The sequence below is a fragment of the Pseudohongiella sp. genome (genome assembly GCF_011050365.1).
GTDB lineage: Bacteria > Pseudomonadota > Gammaproteobacteria > Pseudomonadales > Pseudohongiellaceae > Pseudohongiella.
The window spans coordinates 12,292-33,168 of the sequence record NZ_DRFV01000002.1 but is presented as its reverse complement, the minus strand read 5'-3'; the positions used below and the strand labels follow the sequence as shown (position 1 = coordinate 33,168).

Here is a 20,877-nt window from a genome sequence, read left to right as displayed (position 1 = left end):
TCGTGATACTTATCAATGTTTTATCCCGTACGGGTGGCGATGGTTGGCGAGCAGGCCTGCACATCTGTTAAATCATTATCGGCTGGCGATGGCGCCACTGAAGTCTTCTTTGGTAGCATGGGCGCCTATTGGGCCCGCAGCACCCTGTCCGAAGCCATGTCTGACTGCATGGCCGACATCGCCGGAAGATAGCATGGGCACTACAATACCACGCAAGAGAAATCGTTTGCATGCCTGAGTTTTTAACGCAATTACTGCCGGATCAGATCACTGTTTGGCTTGAAACTTACGAGTGGCTCGCCGTCGCCCTCGCGGTAGTGAGCCTGCTGGCGACGGCCTGGTTGTTCAATCTGGTGACCAAGCGTGTATTGGTGCGTGGTGTCTTTTCGCTGCTGGAAGGTGCGCAGCAGACCGATGAAAATGGCAAGCGCCTGAAGCGGGACAAAAGCGTTTATTACCGGTTCGGGTTCATCCGCCGGCTTGCCAATGTCATTCCGGTGCTGGTCATCACCTTTGGTATCCGGCTGATTCCCGACCTGCCTGACGAGGCGGTCGTGATTGTCACCAATGTTGGCAATGCGTTTATCGTATTGACCATCGCGCTGGCGCTGGGTTCGATCATGGACCTGATCAACGATCTTTATCAGCGACGCCCGGAAGCGCTGGATCGGCCGATCAAGGGTTATCTGCAAGTCCTCAAAATCGTATTGTATGCCGTCGCCGTATTGCTGATGATTGCAACACTGCTGGACCGCTCACCGGTCATCCTGCTGTCGGGTGTGGGTGCTCTGGCTGCCGTGCTGATGCTGGTTTTTCAGGACACCCTGCTGTCGCTGGTTGCCAGTGTGCAGATTACCTCCAACGATATGGTTCGGGTCGGCGACTGGATCGAGATGCCGGAGCTCAGTGCTGATGGTGATGTCATTGATATCGCACTGCACATCGTCAAAGTGCAGAACTGGGACAAGACCATCACCACCATCCCGACGCGGCGCTTCATCAGCGGGTCTTTCAAGAACTGGCGGGGTATGCGGGAGACCGGTGGACGCCGTATCAAGCGGGCTGTGTATCTGGACCAGAACAGCGTGCATTTCCTGAGCACTGAGGAGGTTGAGCGCCTGGGCCGTTTCTCATTGCTGCAGGACTACCTGAAGGAGAAGCAGGAGGAGCTGGATGACTGGAACACCAAGCTGGAAGAGCGCGGCAAGGAACCGGTCAATACCCGTCGCATGACCAACCTGGGGACGTTCAGGGCCTACATGGTGAATTATCTGCGTGCCAGTGAACGCGTGCGTCAGGATCTGACCCTGATTGTCCGGCACCAGGGGCCGGGTCCGGATGGTTTGCCGATAGAGATTTACTGCTTCACCAATACCGTAAACTGGGTGGAATATGAAGGTATCCAGTCCGATATTTTTGACCACTTGCTGGCAATACTGCCGGAATTCGGACTGCAGGTGTTCCAGCAGCCCAGCGGCAGGGACATGCGTGCGTTTGCCGAAGGGCGCTCGCTGTCAGATAATGCCAATGATGATGCCCGCAGCCTGAAAGATACGCCGGAAGGTGAGCCGGGCGATGAATCCGGCCAACGCGAAAATGAATCCTCCGGGAACCAATCCACCAAGCAGGAAGAAACCAGATGATAGCCCGACTCATGGCGCTGATGCCGAACTCACGATTACTGAATCTGCTGATTTTTCTGGCGACGGCGCTGATCATCGGCGCCGCGCTCTACATGGAACACGTGATGCTGCTGGAGCCCTGCGGTTTGTGCATCACCCAGCGCGTGTTTGTGGTGGCGGCGGGCCTGGTCTGTCTGTTCGCCGCGATTCACAATCCCGGCACAAGCGGTCGGCGCAACTATGGCATGCTGGCTGCGGCCATGTGTGTGGCAGGTGCCTATTTTGCCATTCGCCAAATCTGGCTGACCTACCTGCCGGAAGACCAGGTGCCTGCCTGCGGTCCGGGTTTCAGCTACATGCTGGACAACTTTCCGTTGATGGATACGCTGAGCTTTTTGCTGGTAGGCGACGGCAATTGTGCTGAAGTAAACTGGCGCTTTCTCGGCATCTTCTCGATTCCCGAGCTGGCCCTGATGGGTTTTGTGGCACTGTTCAGTCTGTGTCTGTTTCAGGCCTTCCGCCGCTAGCGAGCTGCCTTCCCGGACCTGTATGGTCGGTCGGGTCCGGGAGTCTGGCTACAGCTGGTAGTCGTTCCACTGCGTCAGGAAGCTGTCGAAATCCAGTTCGTCGCTGGCCTCGGCATGTGCCTGTGCCGCCAGCGACTGTGCGCTGGTCGCGGTAAAGTGATCGAGCCGTGATGGCAACAGCGTGCTTTTCATGAAACCCTGCTGAACCGCTTCCGAATGCTGCATGCCGAATTTGCAGAATGGCTGGTTATTGTCACGCAGCGCCTGCAGAATTTTCGCTGACGGCGTTTGCGAGGGATCATCCACCTTGTTCTGTTGTGCTGCCAGCGCTGCGGAATAGGCGTCCGTCGCATGCGCGTGATCGAGCAGGCCGGCGCTGAAGCCGATATCCTGCATCAATTCAGTGGCCCAGCTCTTCAGCGTTATCGGGTTACCGTTGCGGTTCAGTTCCAGCCCGGCTTCGCGTCCGCGATTAACGGTCAGTGCCAGGTTTTTTTCAATCTCCTCATTCTCTGCTTTCACGCATTCCGGACTGTCTGCCAGCAGGCAATACACCAGGAATGCGTCCAGGAAGTGAATCTGTTCCGCATCAATGCCCAGTGGCAGGAAAGGATTCAGATCCAGTGCCCGTACTTCTATGTACTGAATGCCGCTTTCTTTCAGCAACTGCAGCGGGCGCTTGCCATCGCCGACCCGTTTGGGGCGGATGGTGGCGTAAAATTCGTTTTCCAGTTGCAACAGGTTGGTGTTGATCTGCAGATGATGGTCATCACGCTTCAGGCCGAGGCGCTGATAGGGCGGATACGGTGTCGACAGCGCCGAGTACAGGCTGTCGATATAATTGTTCAGGTCGTTGTAGCACACAAAAATGGAACGCTGGGCGTCACTTTTGTAACCCAGGTCGCCCATGCGCAGACAGGTGGCGTCGGGTTTGTACAGCGTGGCGGCATCCAGTGCCTGCAGATCATGATTGCGGTCATCGGTGAAGCAGCGAGCCACCGCCGGCGAGGCGCCAAAGAGATACACCAGCAACCACGAATAACGATGGAAGTTGCGGATCAGGTGCAGATACTTGCGCGTGCGGAACGCCTGCATGGATTCGGTGGAGCCGGACACGGACCGGAAGTCTTCCCAGAAAGCGTCGGGCATGGAAAAGTTGTAATGAATACCGGCGATGGTCTGCATCAACCGGCCATAACGATGGCCCAGACCTTCCCGGTAAAGGGTTTTTAGCCGGCCCATGTTGGAGTTGCCGTATTGCGCCAGTGGAATCTGGGCTTCGCTTTCCAGCAGGCAGGGCATGCTGGCTACCCAAAGGCGTTCACCCTCGGGCAGGTTGTGATAAACGAATTTGTGCAGGTCTTCCAGAAATGTCAGGCATTCATCGATGGAGTCTGATACCGGTGTAATCAGCTCTACCAGTGCTTCCGAGTAGTCTGTAGTGACATAGGGGTGAGTCAGCGCGGAGCCCATGCCGACCGGATGTGGCGTTTGTGCAAGGCGGCCTTCGGGCGTCACCCGCAGGCTTTCTTTTTCAATGCCCCGCTGAATCTTTGCCCAGGCTGGTTTGAACTCCGGCAGTTGAAACCGCTCAAGTGATGCTTTGAATGCTTTGGACAAAATGTCAGCCTCTGGTGATCTGCTGCCGGTGCCGGCGGTTACGATGACAGCCTGTGCGACTGTCATCGTTTTGTGGGGGCGCCGTGGTCGCTTTACAAGGCTTGCGGGCCGGCCGCTACAATAGCTTCCGAGACCACAAACCGCTTGAAGTTGTTATTGAACTGGCCGATCAGGTCGGCCGCCTTGGCATCGTATTTGGCAGGGTCTGACCAGGTATTGCGCGGATTCAGCAATGCCGTGTCGACGCCGGGCACCTGCGTTGGAATGGTCAGGTTGATGCCGGCCAGATGTTCGGTGTCGGCATCGCGCAGCGCGCCGCTCTGGATGGCGTGCAGCACTGAGCGGGTGACCGGGATGCTGAAACGTTTGCCGACACCATGCGGTCCGCCGGTCCATCCGGTGTTCACCAGATAGACCTGGCTGTCGAAACCGGCAATACGCTTGATCAGCAGGTCAGCATAAACGCCGGCCGGGCGCGGGAAAAACGGCGCGCCAAAACAGGTCGAGAAGGTAGACTTGATGCCGTCACCGGCGCCGACTTCGGTGGAGCCAACCAGCGCAGTATATCCGCTGAGGAAGTGATAGGCGGCTGCCTCGGGCGACAGGATTGACACCGGTGGCAGAACCCCGGTCAGGTCGCAGGTCAGGAATACAATGGCTTTGGGTTCGCCGGCACGATTGGCGTCGATGCGGTTTCTGATATGCGTCAGCGGGTAACAGGCCCGGCTGTTCTCGGTCAGATGCGTATCACTGTAATCGGCGACGCGGGTTTGTTCATCAATGCTGACATTCTCGATCACTGAGCCGAACTTGATGGCATCCCAGATCACCGGTTCGTTTTTCTGACTCAGGTCGATACATTTGGCGTAACAGCCACCTTCCAGATTGAAGACTGTGTCCTTGCCCCAGCCGTGCTCGTCGTCACCAATCAGGTAACGCTCCTCATCGGCCGACAGCGTGGTTTTGCCGGTACCGGACAGGCCGAAGAACAGGCAGACATCTCCGGCTTCGCCTACGTTGGCGGAGCAGTGCATGGGCAGAACGTCCTTGGCCGGTAGCAGGAAGTTCTGTACCGAGAACATGGACTTTTTCATCTCGCCCGCATACCGCATACCGGCCAGCAGCACTTTGCGCTGGGCAAAGTTGATGATCACGGTGCCCTCAGAGTTGGTGCCATCGCGCGCCGGATCGCAAACAAAATCCGGCGCACTGAGAATCTGCCAGACCTCCTTGTTATCCGGGTTGTAGTTGTCTGCCGCCTTGATGAACAGGGTGCTGCCAAACAGGCAATGCCAGGCGTACTGTGCGCTGACATGAACCGGCAGGTAGTGTGCAGGATCGGCGCCGACATGAAGGTCAGCGGTGAACAGGTCCTTGTCGGCCAGGTAGTCGTTTACACGTTGCCATAGCGCGTCGAATTTTTCCGGTGCCAGCGGTTGATTCACCACACCCCAGTCGATCATGCCGGAGGTGTCCGGCTCCTGTACGATAAACCGGTCCTTGGGGCTGCGACCAGTGCGGTGACCGGTTTCGACCACCAGCGCGCCATTATCGGCCAGTTTACCTTCCTGTCGCTGTAACGCGATTTCGACAAGCTGGGCAGGGGTAAGGTTCTGATAAATGGTGCGGTTGTTATCCTGGCGGGTTTGCTGGCTTATTATTGTCATGCCTGTCGTCACCTTGTCTGGTAGTGCAGGCATTATGGCAAAAAAAGCGCGAAGTGAATACCTGGAAGCGACGCCTCGCTGCCGCGTCCGGTCTACCCGGAGCGGCCCTTCATGGCCTGGCGCAGGCGGCGGTCCTTTTTGTTAGGTTTATCATGGGCATATTGGCCAGCGGCCTGCATTTTGCGTTGTTCGGCCAGCGCCATCCGCTGTTTGATACTGTCTTCCGATTCACTATAAAGCTGCTGGGCCTCAGCAGCGCCACGGCGCTGCTCCGATAACCCCGTCACCGTCAGGGTTTTTTCGTCCCAGCCCTGACGCACGGTCATCACCGTGCCCATTGCGATTTCTTTGCCGGGCTTGGCTTTGTTGCCGTCAATTTGCACCTTGCCGCCCTCGATGGCCGTTTTTGCCAGCGCGCGGGTCTTGAACAGGCGCGCGGCCCATAACCATTTGTCCAGACGCACCCTGCCCGGGGTTGCTGGTGCCAGGCTGTCATTGCGGTCAGCGGCCATGGTCACTGGTCTCCAGCGCCGGTGGCATGATCTGCTCGAAGTCGTGCAAACAGATAAATTCTTCGTGTTGCACCGGCGGGCGCTGGCTGTCAGGCAAGGTGATGCCAAACAGGTGTCGAATGCCTTCGGCCCGGGCGCGCGCCAGCACATTAAAATTGTCATCAAACAGCACGGTGCGCTCGGGATCGTAGTGTTCCAGCTGGCGAAGCGTTGTCCAGAAGCCTGCGTTCTCTTTTGCCAGGCCCAGGTCGTGTGAACTGACGGTGTGCTGAAAGTGATTTCGCAGCCCTGTGTGTTGCATCTTCAGATCCAGGCTGCCGGGGTGGGCATTGGTGACCAGCCACACTGTTTTACCGTGCGCCTGCAGCCGGCTCAACAGCGGCAACACATTGGGGCGCAGCGCGATTTTATCGCGTGCGGCATTTTTCATGCCCTGGATGTCGAGTTGCAGTTTGTCCGACCAGAAATCGATGCAGTACCAGTCCAGTTTGCCGTGCAGGGCATGGTAGTGTTGCCGGAGCTGGGCCCAGGCGGCGTCGGCATCAATACCGATGCGTTGGCCATAGGTTCTTGGCACCAGCGTTTCCCAGAAATAATTGTCAAAATGCAGGTCCAGCAAGGTGCCGTCCATATCGAACATGACGGTGTCTACATCGGCCCAGTTCAGCATGTCAGATGGGCCTTGTTGTACAAAGTTGGTTGGCGAGTCATACTCACATTATGCAGTCAGTGAGACAGTCCGACAAGGCCACTTGTCAGCTCTCAGCATCACGCATGCGAGTACCGTAACAATGAAAAAGGCTATCCAGTACGAACAAATGCGTCAGTCGTCACGCCGGGTGTTGGTAACGTCGGCTTTGCTGCTGATTATGCTGGGTTTTCTGCCATTGCCAGCATTCACTGACCTCACCTCATACCTGCCGTTACATTCCTTTCTTGAGGCCGTCGCTGTCGTGGTTGCCGCCATGGTGTTCACGGTGGGCTGGTACACCTACCAGGGCAAGGCGGACTATCGCACGGTGGCACTGGCCTGTCTGTTTCTGGGTGTCGCGGTGCTGGACTTCAGCCATTTGCTGTCCTATCCGGGCATGCCGGACTATGTCACTGCCAGTGGGCCTGATAAAACTATCGATTTCTGGCTGGCGGCCCGCAGTCTCGGGGCTCTGGCGCTGATAGCAGCAGTGGTGTTGCCAGTAACCCGTGCACCCTCAACGTTTCGCTATGGGCTGCTGGGCATGGTCGCCCTGCTGGTGGCGGGTCTGCATGTGCTGTTTTTGTATTTCCCGCACCGGGTGCCGGACAACTTCGACGCAAGCACCGGGCTTACTCCGTTCAAGGTTGGCTTTGAATATATTCTGGTTCTGGTCTACGGCGTCGCTGCCTATCTGTTGTGGCAGCGCAGCGTGGCAAGCCAGCGTGCAGATACCTTGCTCCTGTCGGTTTCTGCGGCGATCATGGCGTTCAGTGAGTTGTTGTTCACGCGCTATATGAATCTGTTCGACATCTATAATGTGACTGGCCATCTGTACAAAGTTGTGGCCTACATTTATCTGTATCGCGCGTTGGTAGTGACGGGCATTGTATTCCCCTATCAGTCGGTGACGACATCACGCGCGCGCTTTAAAGCGACACTGGACTCCATACCCGATCTGATGTTCGAACTGGCGCCGGATGGCACCATTATTGATTATCACTCCGACGTTAGTCGCCCCGAGCTGCTGGCGCCCCCTGAAAGTTTTATTGGCCGCAAGATGCAGGAGATTATTCCGGACCGTACCCACGAAACCCTCCGGCAAGCCTGTGCAGATATTGATGCGAGCGGGAAAACCAGCGGTCACAGTTACTGGCTGGATCGTGATGACGGTGTGCACTGGTATGAGATTTCCGGTTCCCGTCTTGCTCCCGAAAACGAAGAGCCCCGACACCTGTTGCTGATCCGTGATGTCACCGAACGGTACAGGAGCGATGCAGAGCTGCGTATTGCCGCGACGGCATTCTCCTCGCAGGAAGGGATCATGATAACCGATACCGATCTGCGTATTCTGCGTGTCAATGCCGCGTTTGAACACAGCACGGGTTACACACAGCAAGAGGTGTTGGGGAAAACGCCCAGTATGCTGCAATCGGGTCAGCATAGCCGTGAGTTTTATCAAAACATGTGGCAGGCAATCATGACCAGTGGCCGCTGGCACGGCGAGATCTGGAACCGGCGCAAAAACGGCGAAGTTTACCCCCAGTCAGTCACCATTACCGCGGTGCGTGATCAGGCCGGTAAAATCACCAATTATGTTGGTGACTACATTGATATGAGTGCCCTGAAATGGGCTGAAGAAGAGATCAGCAAGCTGTCGTATTTTGACCCCGTCACGGGTCTGATTAATCGCACCAGGGCATTGATGCTGCTGGAGCATAGCGTAAAACGCAGTGTGCAATTACAGCGCTTCGGTGCGCTGCTGATGATTGATCTGGACCAGTTCAAGGTCATCAATGATACTCTCGGACACCTGGCCGGGGACGAGTTGCTGATCAAAATTTCTGAAAGGTTGCAGGACCTGGTGCGGCCCATGGACAACGTTGCGCGTTACGGTGGTGATGAGTTTGTTGTGGTACTGACCGCTCTGGGTGAAGAGTCGCGACGCGCCGCCACCACCGTGCAACAGGTGGCGCAATCGATTCTCAGCGGACTGGAAGATACCTATCATATTCAGGGCTCGGATTATTTTTCTACCTGCAGCATTGGCATTACGTTATTTGGCGAGGGCGCTGCCGACACCGTCGAACTGGTCAAACAGGTCGGCATTGCCCTGTTCCAGGCCAAGGATGCCGGTGGCAATACCATCTGCTTTTTTGATCCGGCCTAGCAGACGGCGGTCAGTGAACGGGCAAAGCTACTGCGGGAGCTGCGTGAAGCCATCCGTGAACATCAGTTTGAGCTGTATTACCAGCCACAACTGGATGTCGATGGCGTGCTGGTGGGGGCCGAAGCGCTGGTGCGTTGGAATCATCCGGAGCGCGGCGTGGTGTCACCCATTGAGTTTATCCCGCTGGCTGAACAGAATGGTCTGATACTGGGGCTGGGGCACGAAGTGCTGGAGCTGGGGCTGGAGCAGCTTAAAAAGTGGCAGCAGGTGCCGCACTACCGGAGCCTGAAACTCAGCATCAACCTGGTACCGGAGCAGTTTTATGAGGACGGTTTCGCGAAATCACTGGAGGCTCTGCTGACAGAGCGGGAGATTGATCCGAAATTGCTGATGCTTGAGTTCACCGAGTCAACGCTGCTGGATAATCTGGAGCTGGCCAGGTTCAATATGCAGCAGCTCAGTGAGATCGGTGTGCATTTTGCCATCGATGACTTTGGTACCGGTTACTCTTCACTGACGTACCTGAGTCAGTTGCCTTTGGACATGCTGAAGATTGACCAGTCGTTCGTGCGCAACATTGGTGTCAATGTCAAAGACGCCGCAATTGTGCGCACCATTATTGATATGGCATACACACTGGATATGAGCGTTCTGGCAGAAGGCGTGGAAACCGAGGCGCAACGAAAATTCCTGCTGGGCCACGGTTGTACGCTGTATCAGGGTTACCTGTTCGGCCGGCCGGTGCCGGTTGACCGGTTTGAAGCGGCATGGGCGGTCAGCGCGGTGAAGTCTGTCTGATGTCTTTTTTTCCCACTGTCCCATCCACCCACGTACCTGGCCACCCATCCATGCCGCCTTCCCGCTTTCAGTCACATTCCGTTACAAATATATTGAAACGATAGTTCTTCGCCTATAGAATTCGAGACGGTCTTGGACAACCAAGAGGAAGTCGTTGATTCCACGTAGTTGTATCTGTGGTGTTTTTCGGGCCTTGTCTGACGGTGCATTGGTATCGTGCAGCAGCGTTTAAAACATAAGCAGTAAAAATAAAAACAAAAACTACAGGAGAGTGACCCATGCGACATGTCTATACAGGCAAACGCAAATCCCTGGCGCTGGCCATCATGATGGCCGGTACCGCACTTCCCATCGCCGCGCAGGAGCCTGAAATCGAAGAGGTTGTTGTCACCGGCTCGCTGATCCGTGGCACCCCGCTGGATGCATCACTGCCCGTTGAGGTTTTCTCTGCTGCTGAGCTGCAGGAAACTGGCAGCCCGACGGCCCTGGATTTTGCCAAAACCCTTACCGCAGGTGGTCCCATCACCGGCGAAGCGTATTATTTTGGTGGCTCCGGTAATACCGGTAACGTCAGTTTTAACCTGCGCGGCATAGGGTCTGACAAGACCCTGACTCTGTTTAACGGGCGCCGTACACCTCAGAATTCGTCGGTATTCCCGTCTTCGGTTACCAGTCGCATAGAAATCCTCAAGGATGGTGCTGCGGTGACCTACGGTGCCGATGCCACCGGCGGCGTTGTCAACTTCATTACCGAGAATAACTTTGAGGGCTTTGAACTCAGCTCCTCGTACAAAGGTGGTTTTGATACGGACGGTGACTGGAACGTATCCGCCAAGGGTGGCTGGAACGTGGGTGACAGTAACCTGATGGTGGCTGCCGAATGGGATCACCGGTCCCGCCTGCAAACTAAGGAGCGTGACTTCGCCAGTCTGCCGTATGGCGTGAATCCTGCCCCCTGGTCGGGTCTGACCAACCTGGCAGGTTGGGTGCCACGTGCCGGTTTACCCAGTGAGCCCGGTTTTACCGCAAACTCGGAATGGGGCACGCCGCTGGGTCTGGCCTCCGATTTTACCCAGTCTTCCTGTGAAGCCGTCGGCGGCGTCTATGTCAACGGATATACCTGTAACTATGGCTATATACCGTTCTACAATATTGTTGAGGAGAATGAGATCTATCGACTGTTTGGTCAGATTACCACGCAGATGTCAGACACCATGGAGTTTTATGCCCGTGCCGCCTACAGCCGTGTGCATACGCCCGAGGCTTACGGGTCTCCCTCCCAGCCTGTGGTGCGTGGACCGGCACAGACCTCGGGTCTGACCTATCAGCTTTATGCGCCGGTGACCAATCCTTATGTTGATGAGTTTGTGCAACGCTCGGGGTGGGCCAACAATCCGTTGTCGGCGATAACCCAGGGCTTCACGCCTATTACCTATCGCGCCTTTGCCCATGGTGGTAATGACACGTTTGCCCAGGACGGTTTGCACAGCACGCCCAACGAAAACGAGGCGCGTTACTGGCACATATCCACCGGCCTGACCGGTGAGTTCGAAAATCAGATCAGTTATGATTTTGCCGTCACCTATAACCAGTTTGATGGCCGCGGTTCGGCGCCTGACATCATGGGTGCGCGATTACAGAACGCCTTGTACGGCTTCGGCGGTCCCAACTGTAATGTTCAGGATCAGGACCCGGGTCGCCTGGGTACGCAGAACCCCGCCCTGGCCGGTGTCGGTGACTGTATGTACTGGAACCCGTTCGCCTCCAATTTCGCCAGCCAGCCGGAACTGGGGCTGGCGAACCCCAGTTATGATCCCAGCCTGCAGAACCCGCAGGAACTTCGGGAGTGGATCTTTAATGAGCGCTACGGTGAAACCACGTCCTGGAACGCAACGGTAGACCTGGTGTTCAGTGGTCAGACCGGTATTGAGTTGCCAGGTGGCAATATCGCCTGGGGCGCCGGTGTGCAGTACCGTGATACCAGGAACCGTGAGACCAATCCGGATCCTATCTATAACGGTGCTACGCCCTGCTTCTGGCCGGAGCAGCGCCCGCTGGATCCGAATAATCCGCAATACAATGGTTGCACCCCTGATGGTCCCGGTCCGTTCTTTTTCTTCGGCATAGATCCGCCTGACTCCACCAAGCAGGACCAGCGTTCAGCGTTTGCCGAGTTCAACCTGCCGTTCTTTGATTCATTACAAATGACTGCAGCGGTGCGTCACGAAGCTTTCAGTGGCGATCTGAGCGCAACGGTGTACAAGGTGTCGGGCAAGTATGACCTGACTGATAACCTGTCATTCCGCGGCTCCTACGGCACCAACTATCAGGCGCCGGGTGCAGGTCTGGTTCCCGGTGAAGTGAACAACGGTGTTAACAGTTATACCATCGCCGGTGGTGACTGGCGCGGTGCGACAACAGTGACCTCAACCGGTATTGAACCGGAAACGGCGACGGTGTGGAGCACCGGTGCTATCTGGCAGTCCGAAGGTTTTGATGTTTCACACGACTTCCAGCTCATTGTCGATTATTTCAGCATTGAGACTGAGGATGAGCTTGGTCTGTTGGCGTCGGCGAATGATATTGCCGGTTCGGTATTCAGCATTCCACCGCCCGGTTCCAGCAGCGTACCCAGCAACCGGACTGCGCTGGCAGATTGTTCACATCCGCTGGTAGGGCGTGTGCAATTCAACGGCGGAGTCTGTAACCAGGGCGTGACCACGGCGAATGATTTTTCCAACATCACTACCGAGTTCGGTAACGGTCCCGGTCAGACCACCAATGGTTTCGACGTTCAGGCCCGCTATAGCTTCCCGGCCTTTGCCGGGGACATCCGTCTGGGTCTGACGCTGACCAAGGTGGAAGAGTTCACCTTTGGTGAGACAGTGCTTGATGGTTTTCAGCTGGATCCGGGTGATGACCGCCTGGGTACACTGAACTTTGCCACCATTGCGCAGGCCTCGCCCGAATGGCGTTCCAACCTCAACGTGAACTATGGACAGGGCGATCACAATTTCCGTTTCGTGCTGTCTTACATTGATGGTGTGAAGGATGAGCGCTACTACAACGATGATGGCTCAGTGAATGAGGCGGCTCTGGTCCCTGGCGGGCGCCAGCCGGGTACCACAACCGCGTTCGGACCATCGTTCTATGGTGTTGATCCGGGTGGCTGGGTATCGGGTGACTTCCACTGGATCTGGGATCATTCGTTTGCATCATTCAGCGCTTCCGTGACCAACATCACGGACGAAGCGCCGCCTGCCTCACGTCAGGAGTTCGGCTACGATCCGCGAATCGGCAATCCGCTGGGGCGCGTGTTCGAGGTCGGTATCCGCAAGACGTTCTAAATCCCTGAGGAACTTAAAGGGACGTTAGAAACTTAAAGGGGACGGAGGATACTAGCTTCGCTAATATCCTCCGTCCCCTTTAAGTTTTCGTCTCTTTTAAGTTTTGCGTTTCACCGCGCGCGGATTCACCATATTCTCCGGCTTCAGAATCTCCACCAGCGTTTCCTCATCCAGCAGATTTTCCTCCCTGACCAGATCCAGCACACTGCGTCCGCTTTCCAGCGCCACGCGGGCGATGCGTGTGGCATCCTCGTAGCCGATGTACGGGTTCAGTGCAGTAATCAGGCCGATGGAATTATTCACCAGCTCGCGACAACGCTCACGATTGGCGGTGATGCCGACAATGCAGCGCTCGCGCAGCATGTCCATGGCGCGACGCAGCAGGCGCATGGATTCCATGATTTTATATGCGATCAGGGGCTCCATAACGTTGAGCTGTAACTGGCCGGCCTCTGCTGCCATGGTAATGGCAAGGTCATTACCGATCACCTGGTAGGCGACCTGGTTTACCGCTTCCGGAATAACCGGGTTGACCTTGCCCGGCATAATGGAGGAGCCAGGCTGTTGCGGTGGCAAATTGATTTCATTAAATCCGGTGCGAGGCCCGCTGGACAATAACCGCAGATCATTACATATCTTTGACAGTTTGATGGCCAGCCGTTTGGTCATGCCCGAAAAAAGGACAAATGCCCCCATATCCGATGTGGCTTCAATCAGATCTGTAGCCAGTCGCATTGGGTGACCACACACCTCACTTAAGTGCGCAACTGCCAGCACCGCATAACGCGGGTCGGCGTTGATACCGGTGCCAATGGCAGTACCGCCCAGATTGACTTCGCGCAGCAGGTCATACAACCCGGCAATGCGTTCGATGTCTTCACCCAGGGTTGTGGCGTAAGCACCGAATTCCTGGCCCAGCGTCATCGGTACGGCGTCCTGTAACTGGGTTCGCCCCATCTTTATCACATCATGGAATTCATCACGTTTGACGGCAAATGCCTGTTGCAGCAAGGCCAGGCTGTCGACCAGCTCAAAGTGGGACAGTTGCAGGCCCACACGGATCGCAGTCGGATAGGCATCATTGGTGGACTGCGACATGTTGACATCATTATTCGGGTGCAGATGTTTGTACTCGCCCTTGCCGTGACCCAGGTATTCCAATGCCACATTGGCGATCACTTCGTTGGCATTCATATTGGTGGAGGTGCCGGCACCACCCTGGATCATGTCGACAACAAACTGTTCGTGGAATTCGCCGGCAATAAGCCGGTCGCAGGCATGGGCGATGGCGTCATACTTGGTCGGGCTGAGTTCGCCTATGTCGCGATTGGCAGCCGCAGCGGCTTTTTTGACCATGGCAAGGCCGATGACCAACTTGGGGAAGTGAGCCAGCGGCACCCCTGACAGTACAAAATTTTCCAGCGCGCGTTGGGTCTGTACGCCGTAATAAGCGTCGGCTGGCACTGCCAGCGAGCCCAGCAAATCCTTTTCAATACGATGGGGTTGGTCTACAAGCTGTTCCTGGCGGGGCGTTTCGACAATCATGGTTTGATCACTCCGGTTGACAGCAACAAAGATCGGGTCCGTTGCTCACAGGCACCTATGGTAGGGTGGCCTTGCATACTTAGCAATCTTGAGAGGAATCATCATGGCGTTTACCCCGACAGACCCGATTAAAATGATTTTTGCTGTTCTGCTGCCGCCGGTTGGCGTTTTTATGGAGGTGGGGATAAAATTCCCCTTCTGGCTCAATATCTTGCTGACAATGCTGGGTTTTATTCCAGGCATTATTCATGCGTTTTATGTCATTTTTAAGCACTGAGAGGCGAGGGGACGCCAGGGCAGGTCAGCGTCGGGCCGGGTCAGCGTCCGGGTCACAAACCTGATAGAACGACGCCAGGCAGGTCTCGACGGCCTGCCGGGCACGGTTCAGCTGATCGTATGACATATGTGCAGCAAACTCGTCGCGGGTGCGCAGGGTACGCCCACGCCGCGCATTGGATGCGCCCTTGGCGGCGAGATCCAGCCACATGTAGGCGCGCTCCAGATTCTGCGCAACACCGGCGCCATGACCACTCATTAATCCCAGTTCGTACTGTGCATCTGCCAAACCCTGGGTGGCGGCGTGGCGGAACCAGAGGGCGGCCTCTGCATAATCGGCATCAATGCCATCGCCTCTGAGCAGCAGGGTTGCCAGGTGATATTGCGCTGACATATGGCCCTGTTGTGCCGCCTGGCGATACCAGTGCGCGGCCTGAGTAAAGTCGCGGTCAGTGCCGGTGCCGTTCCGGTACATCACCCCCAGGTTGAATTGTCCGACAGCGAAACCCTGGTCGGCGGCTATGCGAAAGCGTCGCAGGGCTTCCTGGTAATTCTGCCGAACGCCATTGCCATATTTATACATGACGGCGAGATCGCTTTGCGCTGCCGCATGACCCTGATCTGCGGCCAACGTATACCAACGCACTGCTTCGGTCTGGTCGCGCTTGACGCCATCTCCGGTGTCGTACAATTGGCCCAGGCTGTATTGAGCATCGGTGTGGCCCTGGGTGGCTGCAGCCTGGTACCAGCGGGCCGCTTCAGTCATGTCCTCGGGGGTGCCATGACCCAGCGCATGCATCATGCCCAGGTTATATTGTGCGGGTGCATCGCCCTGTTGTGCAGCCTGCGACAACCAGTTTAGTGCAAGCGGCAGATTCTGTCGGCCGCCATTGCCAGAGACGTACAGGTAACCCAGCTCGCTCTGCGCGTCAGCCTCACCGGCAAGGGCGCGCCTGAGCAGGTCAGCGTCCTGGCCTGTGGCTGGCATGCTGGTGACGGCCAGCGCAAGGCACAGGCAAAGAAAATGTAGGCGGGTATGGGTCAAACTCACAGGCCTGCGGTTAATGTTTCATCGTGCGGAAAACTATAACCCTTGGCGAGGTGGCAGGTAAAGCATCTGAATGTTAGAACCAGATCGGTGGTTCTCATCCGCCCCTGGGCATCATAAAAAAAGCTACTGAGACGCCGAGGCTTTTGTGAATTGAGGGCGTCGGGGCGGAATAATTCAATCAGCTTTGGGCTGATTGAACCCTGCGGGCTTCGCGCTGGCGCGCTCGTTTTAAATTGCTACGCAATTAGTAATCGGGAACAGCTTGGTGCTGTTCCCGACCCTTCGGGCTCCGCGCTACCGCGCTCGTTGAAAATTGCTACGCAATTTGTCGGAACCAGATCGGTGGTTCTCATCCGCCCCCGGGCATCATAAAAAAAGCCCCGCGTACGCGAGGCTTTTTGTATATGGTGCCCAGGGGCGGAATCTGATTAACCTTGTAATACTTTGAAATTAAAGGGTTTAAATTAAATCGTATTGGTTTGATGTTACAAGTAGTGTTACATCAAACCATACTGTCTATTATACGCAAGAATCAATGACAGTATTATCCCACAAGACTGTCTCATCTGAAATCCCCCTTTTTATGTCTTTTTGCCACTCGAATTGTGAGTGAGCCACTATCCCCTGAATAGGTAGATCGTCTCCTTGAATAAATAAAGGTTTAAGGAGGAACGATATGAACCAATCCACCCCGATACACCTATTGAGAATGCCCGACGTGACAAAGCGGATGGGGGTCTCGAAAGCCACAATTTACAACATGATCAACGAGGGTACTTTTCCGCCTCCAGTGAAGCTGGGAGAGAGAACTTCAGTTTTTCCGGAGCACGAGGTGGCTAAGCTTCAGACTGCCATCATAGCTGGAGCAAGCAATGAGGAAGTGAAACAGATAGTTATAAGTATCCAAGAAACAAGGAAATTTGGTCATTGATTAAACCGCTTTGCAAGACTTACTTTGATTGCTTAGATCGGGATCTGGTTTTTCTCGCACATTAAAGCAAGTCTTGGGGTCGCAATATCGACAACGATGGATCCGGCATCTGCAGATTGCGTCACGACAACAGCCAGATATCGAAGTGAGCGACGCCAGAATCGATTTTCATTCGCCGATAGCCTTATGGGGTGTCGTCCTTAAACAGATTCTTGACCATTGTGCCCTGCCAGGTACCGACTTTCCCGCGCGGAGACTTTACTTTCAGGGCATTTAGCGTCCCAGCCAGTGCTTTGTAGCGCATACATGCGCGGATCTCCTCGGCTCTACAAACATCGCAACCGCCATTGGGGCACCAATCGGGGAGTATTTGCTCTCGAATATGCCTCTGCAGCAACCTTCGTCTGGTCAGTGCATTTGTGGCTGCGGCCTCAGTCGCACATTTCGTATCCCTGCTGCTTCCCACTTCTGAACCCCTGTGACGGATTTTAACCCCCTGAATAATAAATAGCTCTGAACCCAATTGGAAGCGCAATTTTGGCTGCAGAAACATTTATGACTAATAATCGAACTCGAACTATTAAATTTAAAGAAAAGATCAAAATCTCTAAGCAATCTCAAGACCATCTTCTCGCTGAAGTCAGAGCATACACGGCTAAAAAGTATCGCGACGACAAGAGACGGAAGTTGGAGCAATTGCATTATCCGTGCTCAATGAAAGTACATAAGCAAAGCACAGAAAAATGGCTGAAGCAGTATGCATATGCGCATCACATCACTCTGACTTTTCCTGTCACTATTACAAGCGAATCAGTGGCGCAAGCCAAGCTTAGTAACCTCATGCAGCGTGTAAACAAGAAGATGTATGGCAAGCACGCTGTAAAATATGCGGAAAACTCCGTAAGCGTAGTGTTTGTGCTGGAGGAGCACTTAAGCGGAGGTCTCCATGTGCACTGTCTCTTTCAGGAACCGTGTCTCAAGGACCATTGCCAATTAAAGATGCCAGGGGGAATGTTGCCAAAATTAATCGAAGAGCACTGGAAGAAAGTTACTCACGCTCAACAAATGCGCTTTGTGGGCGTGGATGAAATGGATCCTGAATACGACCCGGTAGAGTACGCACTAAAGGATACATATTGTCGTTCAGAGCGGGTCATATTGGGCTACTTTCATCAAAACAAGAAATAACCAATAAAAAGTCGACTAAATAGATTAAACAGAAAAGCATAAATAACATTGCATAACAAAACAGCTGGCGTGCTGTGAAGGTCTCGCGGTCTCCGATCGGTTATCTTCGAATCGTTACCATAGCTATAAAGTAAAGGTGTTTTTAATCAGAGCGCCTAGAGACAGTTATTATCTATACATATAGTATTCTGAGGAATTTATATTAACTAATACTCATCATTATGTGTGTATACATATGAATATTATATTCTTAATGGATCTTTAAATAGTCGGATATAAGCAAGATCTAATATGAATATACCAGTTATCTGATGAACATTACTAACTGATACTATTAAGTCATATTAAGTAAATCTAGTGTATGAACTGTGTGATACAGCCTATGAAAGATAATTACATTACATTACGTTCGAGCGACATTGTTCTAATTAACCCATCAACAATATCTTCAGAACTTATATCGAGCCGATACTCCTGCAGACGCTTATCCTTGTACATAATAGCTCGACTAGAATGACAATAACTCGATGAGCCTCCATTAATCGTACCCTCCAGCTCCACAACGCACACATGTCCATGATCGAAAATCACTAATTGCGTTCTCGGTACACCTGCTAAGCGGACTATGTCAGATTGAATTTAAGTTGCATTGAAACAACGCTCAGAATTTCGAAATTGACTACGATATCGGTATGTTGCTGGCGCACGAAACACAAATTCATGTTATCGAGATCAATGAATTATTTCGTACTCAGTAAAAGCTCTCAGAGAGCTTATGAGCCTGATACTCTCAATGCAGCTACTTGGCCATGCATTGGGAGTGTATATCCAGCCAGTAGCGTTTCAGGCGTGAATCCTTGCTGCGAATCGCTCTGTTCAAGGCCAGTAGCTCAATAGGTTTCCTTTTAAGCATAAGAGCCAGCTCAAAACAAAGCAATTCGCCCATATGTATACCCGACCGAATTTGACTGATATGAGTTCTTGAAACACCGAGGAATCTGGCCAATTCAGCATCTGATCCCAGTTCCTTCATTTTCTTCAATTCATCAAGATATGGTGCTAGTGAATTCATTCGCTCAGCTCATGATTTTTGCTTGTAAAGCAATTGCTTGACACGAACTGAGTTTGTCTTTAATTTGCAAAGTAATTACTTAACAATAGAGACAATTACCATGCCGATGATAAATCTAGTGAAGAGGATGAATTGCTTAATACCGTTCTCAATAGCGCTGATTCATGGCCCCCTGGCAGCTCAAGGGACGGAAGGTGGTCTTCCAACATGTGATAACCCCGCTATTCTCGGCACCACTCATGAGCTTGTGACGGCGATGGTTGGAGATTTCCCCGTCGACATTGGCAGCTTTCATTTCGATCAAGTCAAAGAAGTGAGCATGAATGGTGTAATTCGAAGATGTGAGTATCCCTTCCGGGTGTTCACTGGTGACCTGGGTAAGATTACATATATCATCCGCGCAAGCGGTAATGAGCAAGGCTACACAGTCCAACTTGTAAATAGTGACCCTCAAGGCTGATGTGGATAGTTATTCCATATGAGAGCCATAACGCTGAGTCTGCTTCACGGGCGTCGCTTTCCGAGATGATATTGCTAAATGAAAACCACAGGCCCATAGCCGATGTAGACCTAAAACGAACATGTATACGAAAGTGATCAGCCAGCGTGCTATGGGATTCCCAGGAACGCGTCCGAGAGCGTAACTTGGCGATATATATCAACGAAACAAATAGTCAGAAAGCATTCAAAAGGGGGAAGAATTGAAAAGGATAAAGGTACTATGGGTAAGCTTGATACTGGTGACAGCAACTTTCGCAGTTTCCGTATCGTACGCGGCGGAGAGTCGAGCAGCATTGCTGGAGTCAGCAGTCCGGAAAGCTTTGGGAGTAGATGGAGATATTGCTTCGGCAACGTTCAATATCGATCCTCGTCATCTGCGCATGTCCGCCTATGTAAGCGAGCTGGCGGGCATAAATAGAAAGATGAAAGAGTGCCTCCAGCTCATGCATGTTGAGGGAAAATCCCTTGAAGCATTGGATGCATGCTCTGTAGTGAACAATTTCAATACGTTCATGGATAGGTATGGTCTGAGTGGAATGCGGGGTGAGTCGGAAGATTTGAACGCTGAAGAGAATCAAAGCGCGAATGAATTGGGTCTGAGCACATTAGGTACGGTGCAGGTAATTCAATTGCTAATGGAATTCAGATTTTAATGTACTAGTTGATTACTTTTATGAATTTGTGATTAAGAGGTAGCTCGGTCTCAATAGGTGAGCTACTTCCGTAAATCATCTCCGCCAGATCGTTTGCCAATCATTGTAATAGCTCATAAGCGCTCTCACAGGCTCTGTCAGCATCGTTCCTTCCAGTACGCCCCCAGTCCTCCCATCAGAGGTTAAATCAGCCCTCAAATACTCTTAATGAGTTTCAAATGAGTTTCATTGATGCGTATCGAGTTCGATGGCGCAATACGCCTCGAATACATATAGCTCGAGAGGATTATCAATAGAGACAGTGGCGACTTGTAATGATCTCAGGTAGGTCTGAGCCTCGACAAATGATACACCGAAGAGGGGGTCTGCCATTGCTTTTGCTCGAGTAAGCTTAGTATCCACTTGGCTATTACACCTCTCACTCGCAATGCGAAAACCAAGACTGGCATCGAAATGAGTTTTCCCGAATACATGCTGCCGCAGACGCGCAATAACTATTCTTGAGATGCCCACATAGATTGCTGATCCATTCTCAATACGCGAGCTATCATGCAATATCCTGTCCAGATGACGTACAAATGTTATTTCAAGGATTCACGCAAAGACTTGGACAATGTTGCATTTGCTGTGAAGCTCATTCATGACGAACTGCTGGCTGCAGGGGTGTAGGCACGCGATTGGCAAGAGGCATGAGGGTGCATTCAGC

At 53.5% G+C, this 20,877-nt stretch carries 18 protein-coding genes; 11 read left to right on the top strand and 7 right to left on the bottom strand.

Annotated elements, in window-relative coordinates:
* Positions 1–15: 15 nt before the first annotated feature.
* The 3 genes from ENH71_RS01640 to ENH71_RS01630 are packed head-to-tail and all read left to right on the top strand — an operon-like array spanning position 16 to position 2,149.
* A complete protein-coding gene (locus ENH71_RS01640) occupies positions 16–192 on the top strand; it encodes a hypothetical protein (protein ID WP_294132843.1) in 177 nt (58 codons plus the stop codon).
* Positions 193–230: 38 nt separating this feature from the next.
* The gene (locus tag ENH71_RS01635) at positions 231–1,643 is read left to right on the top strand and encodes a mechanosensitive ion channel family protein (protein ID WP_294132844.1); all 1,413 of its coding nucleotides are present in this window, start codon (positions 231–233) and stop codon (positions 1,641–1,643) included.
* Entirely contained in the window at positions 1,640–2,149 is a 510-nt protein-coding gene (locus ENH71_RS01630; RefSeq protein ID WP_294132845.1) for a disulfide bond formation protein B, read from the top strand. The genes ENH71_RS01635 and ENH71_RS01630 overlap by 4 nt, the downstream gene beginning before the upstream one ends.
* Before the next feature lie 48 nt (positions 2,150–2,197).
* Here ENH71_RS01630 and gshA read toward each other — a convergent pair whose 3' ends face one another.
* From gshA to yrfG, 4 genes are all read right to left on the bottom strand, one after another.
* Complete coding sequence (gene gshA, locus ENH71_RS01625; protein WP_294132847.1) at positions 2,198–3,835, bottom strand: glutamate--cysteine ligase; 1,638 nt, start codon at positions 3,833–3,835, stop codon at positions 2,198–2,200.
* Between the two features lie 26 nt (positions 3,836–3,861).
* Complete coding sequence (locus tag ENH71_RS01620) at positions 3,862–5,436, bottom strand: phosphoenolpyruvate carboxykinase (RefSeq protein WP_294132849.1); 1,575 nt, start codon at positions 5,434–5,436, stop codon at positions 3,862–3,864.
* Between the two features lie 92 nt (positions 5,437–5,528).
* Positions 5,529–5,948 (bottom strand): Hsp15 family ribosome-associated heat shock protein, encoded by a 420-nt coding sequence (hslR, locus tag ENH71_RS01615; protein WP_294132851.1) that lies wholly within the window; start codon positions 5,946–5,948, stop codon positions 5,529–5,531.
* Positions 5,938–6,618 carry a GMP/IMP nucleotidase gene (yrfG, locus tag ENH71_RS01610; RefSeq protein WP_294132852.1) on the bottom strand — a complete coding sequence of 227 codons (681 nt, stop codon included), beginning with the start codon at positions 6,616–6,618 and terminating at the stop codon, positions 5,938–5,940. Before yrfG ends, hslR begins: the two co-directional genes overlap by 11 nt.
* A gap of 121 nt (positions 6,619–6,739) precedes the next feature.
* Here yrfG and ENH71_RS01605 point away from each other — a divergent pair, with 121 nt between their 5' ends.
* The 3 genes from ENH71_RS01605 to ENH71_RS01595 all read left to right on the top strand — a co-directional run bounded on the left by ENH71_RS01605 (position 6,740) and on the right by ENH71_RS01595 (position 12,954).
* Positions 6,740–8,809, top strand: a complete 2,070-nt coding sequence (locus tag ENH71_RS01605; RefSeq protein ID WP_294132854.1) for an MASE3 domain-containing protein — start codon at positions 6,740–6,742, stop codon at positions 8,807–8,809.
* A gap of 30 nt (positions 8,810–8,839) precedes the next feature.
* The gene (locus ENH71_RS01600) at positions 8,840–9,607 is read left to right on the top strand and encodes a putative bifunctional diguanylate cyclase/phosphodiesterase (protein WP_317622740.1); all 768 of its coding nucleotides are present in this window, start codon (positions 8,840–8,842) and stop codon (positions 9,605–9,607) included.
* 278 nt (positions 9,608–9,885) lie between these two features.
* Entirely contained in the window at positions 9,886–12,954 is a 3,069-nt protein-coding gene (locus ENH71_RS01595) for a TonB-dependent receptor domain-containing protein (protein WP_294132857.1), read from the top strand.
* Positions 12,955–13,050: 96 nt separating this feature from the next.
* Here ENH71_RS01595 and aspA read toward each other — a convergent pair whose 3' ends face one another.
* Positions 13,051–14,499, bottom strand: a complete 1,449-nt coding sequence (aspA, locus tag ENH71_RS01590; protein WP_294132860.1) for an aspartate ammonia-lyase — start codon at positions 14,497–14,499, stop codon at positions 13,051–13,053.
* Between the two features lie 103 nt (positions 14,500–14,602).
* Between aspA and ENH71_RS01585 the strand changes: the two genes are divergently transcribed.
* The gene (locus tag ENH71_RS01585; protein WP_294132861.1) at positions 14,603–14,776 is read left to right on the top strand and encodes a YqaE/Pmp3 family membrane protein; all 174 of its coding nucleotides are present in this window, start codon (positions 14,603–14,605) and stop codon (positions 14,774–14,776) included.
* A 24-nt stretch (positions 14,777–14,800) separates the two neighbouring features.
* On the opposite strand, the gene ENH71_RS01580 is transcribed toward ENH71_RS01585, so the two are convergent.
* Complete coding sequence (locus ENH71_RS01580) at positions 14,801–15,763, bottom strand: SEL1-like repeat protein (protein WP_294132863.1); 963 nt, start codon at positions 15,761–15,763, stop codon at positions 14,801–14,803.
* A gap of 739 nt (positions 15,764–16,502) precedes the next feature.
* Here ENH71_RS01580 and ENH71_RS01575 point away from each other — a divergent pair.
* Positions 16,503–16,757, top strand: a complete 255-nt coding sequence (locus ENH71_RS01575; protein ID WP_294132866.1) for a helix-turn-helix transcriptional regulator — start codon at positions 16,503–16,505, stop codon at positions 16,755–16,757.
* A gap of 555 nt (positions 16,758–17,312) precedes the next feature.
* Positions 17,313–17,945, top strand: a complete 633-nt coding sequence (locus ENH71_RS01570; RefSeq protein ID WP_294132868.1) for a hypothetical protein — start codon at positions 17,313–17,315, stop codon at positions 17,943–17,945.
* Positions 17,946–18,744: 799 nt separating this feature from the next.
* Here ENH71_RS01570 and ENH71_RS01565 read toward each other — a convergent pair.
* Complete coding sequence (locus tag ENH71_RS01565; protein ID WP_294132871.1) at positions 18,745–19,017, bottom strand: hypothetical protein; 273 nt, start codon at positions 19,015–19,017, stop codon at positions 18,745–18,747.
* Between the two features lie 37 nt (positions 19,018–19,054).
* On the opposite strand from ENH71_RS01565, the gene ENH71_RS01560 reads away from it, so the two are divergent.
* Together ENH71_RS01560 and ENH71_RS01555 are read left to right on the top strand one after the other, a co-directional pair.
* The gene (locus ENH71_RS01560) at positions 19,055–19,477 is read left to right on the top strand and encodes a hypothetical protein (RefSeq protein WP_294132874.1); all 423 of its coding nucleotides are present in this window, start codon (positions 19,055–19,057) and stop codon (positions 19,475–19,477) included.
* Positions 19,478–19,748: 271 nt separating this feature from the next.
* Positions 19,749–20,171, top strand: coding sequence for a hypothetical protein (locus tag ENH71_RS01555; RefSeq protein WP_294132877.1), 423 nt, complete (start codon positions 19,749–19,751; stop codon positions 20,169–20,171).
* Positions 20,172–20,877: the final 706 nt, after the last annotated feature.

What these genes read in the sequence shown, in the direction of transcription:
- ENH71_RS01640 (WP_294132843.1), top strand. Translation starts at nt 16, where the DNA reads ATGTTTTATCCCGTACGGGTGGCGATGGTTGGCGAGCAGGCCTGCACA.
- ENH71_RS01635 (WP_294132844.1), top strand. Translation starts at nt 231, where the DNA reads ATGCCTGAGTTTTTAACGCAATTACTGCCGGATCAGATCACTGTTTGG.
- ENH71_RS01630 (WP_294132845.1), top strand. Translation starts at nt 1,640, where the DNA reads ATGATAGCCCGACTCATGGCGCTGATGCCGAACTCACGATTACTGAAT.
- gshA (WP_294132847.1), bottom strand. Translation starts at nt 3,835, where the DNA reads ATGACAGTCGCACAGGCTGTCATCGTAACCGCCGGCACCGGCAGCAGA.
- ENH71_RS01620 (WP_294132849.1), bottom strand. Translation starts at nt 5,436, where the DNA reads ATGACAATAATAAGCCAGCAAACCCGCCAGGATAACAACCGCACCATT.
- hslR (WP_294132851.1), bottom strand. Translation starts at nt 5,948, where the DNA reads ATGGCCGCTGACCGCAATGACAGCCTGGCACCAGCAACCCCGGGCAGG.
- yrfG (WP_294132852.1), bottom strand. Translation starts at nt 6,618, where the DNA reads ATGCTGAACTGGGCCGATGTAGACACCGTCATGTTCGATATGGACGGC.
- ENH71_RS01605 (WP_294132854.1), top strand. Translation starts at nt 6,740, where the DNA reads ATGAAAAAGGCTATCCAGTACGAACAAATGCGTCAGTCGTCACGCCGG.
- ENH71_RS01595 (WP_294132857.1), top strand. Translation starts at nt 9,886, where the DNA reads ATGCGACATGTCTATACAGGCAAACGCAAATCCCTGGCGCTGGCCATC.
- aspA (WP_294132860.1), bottom strand. Translation starts at nt 14,499, where the DNA reads ATGATTGTCGAAACGCCCCGCCAGGAACAGCTTGTAGACCAACCCCAT.
- ENH71_RS01585 (WP_294132861.1), top strand. Translation starts at nt 14,603, where the DNA reads ATGGCGTTTACCCCGACAGACCCGATTAAAATGATTTTTGCTGTTCTG.
- ENH71_RS01580 (WP_294132863.1), bottom strand. Translation starts at nt 15,763, where the DNA reads ATGCCAGCCACAGGCCAGGACGCTGACCTGCTCAGGCGCGCCCTTGCC.
- ENH71_RS01575 (WP_294132866.1), top strand. Translation starts at nt 16,503, where the DNA reads ATGAACCAATCCACCCCGATACACCTATTGAGAATGCCCGACGTGACA.
- ENH71_RS01570 (WP_294132868.1), top strand. Translation starts at nt 17,313, where the DNA reads ATGACTAATAATCGAACTCGAACTATTAAATTTAAAGAAAAGATCAAA.
- ENH71_RS01565 (WP_294132871.1), bottom strand. Translation starts at nt 19,017, where the DNA reads ATGAATTCACTAGCACCATATCTTGATGAATTGAAGAAAATGAAGGAA.